General features: G+C 68.9%; 1 pseudogene. It reads right to left on the reverse strand.

The annotated features are described in order from the left end of the window. Nucleotides 1–157: 157 nt before the first annotated feature. Nucleotides 158–2,467, reverse strand: a pseudogene (gene infB / locus ABZ656_RS57465) (translation initiation factor IF-2); the annotation flags it as partial. Nucleotides 2,468–2,540: the final 73 nt, after the last annotated feature.

Consider the following 2,540-nt stretch of genomic DNA (forward strand, 5'->3'; position numbering starts at 1 on the left):
GTTCATCAACAACCCCATCGACATCCAGATCTACCTGCGCAACCCGGAAATGAGCCGGGCCCGCGTCCCTGAAAGGGGCGCGGGGAACTGCGCGATCTTTTAAACGGCAAGCTGGCCGACGGTGACTTCTCACCGTCGGCCAGCTCAAGCCACTGCGTTACGACCGCGGCTTCTCGCGCATCTCGTACGTCGCGATGACGTCGTCGACCTTGATGTCGTTGAAGTTTCCGAGGTTGATACCACCCTCGAAGCCTTCGCGGATCTCGGTGACGTCGTCCTTGAAGCGACGCAGACCGGAGATGTTGAGGTTCTCCGCGATGACCTTGCCGTCGCGGACGAGGCGCGCCTTGGTGTTGCGCTTGACCTCGCCCGAGCGGACCAGGACACCGGCGATGTTGCCCAGCTTGGACGACTTGAAGACCTCGCGGATCTCCGCCGTGCCGAGCTCGACCTCTTCGTACTCCGGCTTGAGCATGCCCTTGAGGGCCGCCTCGATCTCCTCGATGGCCTGGTAGATCACCGAGTAGTACCGGACGTCGACGCCCTCGCGCTCCGCCATCTGCGCCGCGCGGCCCGCAGCGCGGACGTTGAAGCCGATGACGATCGCGTCGGAGCCGGTCGCCAGGTTGATGTCCGACTCGGTGACCGCACCCACACCGCGGTGCAGGACACGGATGTCGACCTCGTCGCCGACGTCGAGCTGGAGCAGCGAGGACTCGAGAGCCTCCACCGAACCGGACGCGTCGCCCTTGATGATGAGGTTGAGTTCCTGCACCAGACCGGCCTTGAGGGCCTCGTCCAGGTTCTCCAGGGAGAACCGGACACCCCGGCGGGCGAAGTTGGCGTTGCGCTCACGCGCCGCGCGCTTCTCGGCGATCTGACGCGCCGTGCGGTCCTCGTCGACAACCAGGAAGTTGTCGCCGGCGCCCGGGACGTTGGTGAGACCGAGGACGAGGACCGGGGTCGAGGGACCCGCCTCTTCCACGTTCTCGCCCTTGTCGTCGAGCATCGCGCGGACACGTCCGTACGCGTCGCCGACCACCATGGTGTCGCCGACCCGAAGGGTGCCTCGCTGGACCAGGACGGTCGCGACGGCGCCGCGGCCACGGTCGAGGTGGGACTCGATCGCGATGCCCTGCGCGTCCTGCTCCGGGTTGGCCCGCAGGTCGAGCGAGGCGTCCGCGGTCAGGACCACGGCCTCCAGCAGCTCCTCGATGTTGAGGCCCTGCTTGGCGGAGATGTCGACGAACATCGTGTCGCCGCCGTACTCCTCGGCCACCAGACCGAACTCGGTGAGCTGACCGCGCACCTTGGTCGGGTCGGCACCCTCGACGTCGATCTTGTTGACCGCGACCACGATCGGCACGTCGGCCGCCTTGGCGTGGTTCAGCGCCTCGATCGTCTGGGGCATCACACCGTCGTTGGCCGCCACCACGAGGATCGCGATGTCGGTCGACTTCGCACCACGGGCACGCATGGCGGTGAACGCCTCGTGACCCGGGGTGTCGATGAAGGTGATCTTGCGCTCTTCTTCGTTGACCTGGGTCGTGACCTGGTACGCACCGATGTGCTGCGTGATACCGCCGGCCTCGCCCGCGACGACGTTCGTCTTGCGGATGGTGTCGAGGAGGCGGGTCTTACCGTGGTCGACGTGACCCATGACGGTCACGACCGGCGGACGCGCGACGAGGAACTCCTCGCCACCCTCGTCCTCGCCGAACTCGATGTCGAAGGACTCGAGCAGCTCGCGGTCCTCCTCCTCGGGGCTGACGATCTCGAGGACGAAGTTCATCTCGTCCGCGAGGAGCTTCAGCGTCTCGTCGGAGACGGACTGCGTGGCAGTGACCATCTCGCCGAGGTTCATCATCACGCCGACGAGCGACGCCGGGTTGGCGCCGATCTTCTCCGCGAAGTCGGTGAGGGACGCACCACGCGACAGGCGGACGGACTGTCCGTTGCCGCGAGGCAGCATCACGCCGCCGACCGACGGGGCCTGCATGGCCTCGTACTCCTGGCGCCTCTGCCGCTTCGACTTGCGACCACGACGCGCCGGACCGCCGGGACGGCCGAACGCACCCTGCGTGCCACCACGGCCACCCGGACCACCGGGACGACCGCCGAAGCCGGGACGGCCACCGCCGCCACCGCCGGGACCACCGGGACGACCGGCGAAACCGCCGCCGCCACCGCCGGGACCAGCCGGACGACCCGCGAAGCCGCCACCGCCGCCACCGGGACGACCGGCGAAGCCGCCGCCGCCCGGACGACCGCCGCCGCCACCGGGACCACCGGGACGACCGCCGCCGCCACCGGGACCGCGGCCACCGGGGCCACCACCGGGACGGGGACTGCCCGCAGCGGGACGCTGCGGCATCATGCCGGGGTTGGGACGGTTACCGGCGGGGCCACCGCCGGGACGCGGAGCGCCGCCCTGCGGACGAGGCATGCCGCCCGGAGTCGCCTGGTCCGACATGCTGCCGAACGCCCGTTTGGTGTCACCGAGCGCGTCCACGAAGAAGGGGAGGGCCTTCTTCATGCCC

The sequence above is a fragment of the Streptomyces sp. NPDC007095 genome (genome assembly GCF_040634475.1).
Classification (GTDB): Bacteria; Actinomycetota; Actinomycetes; order Streptomycetales; family Streptomycetaceae; genus Streptomyces.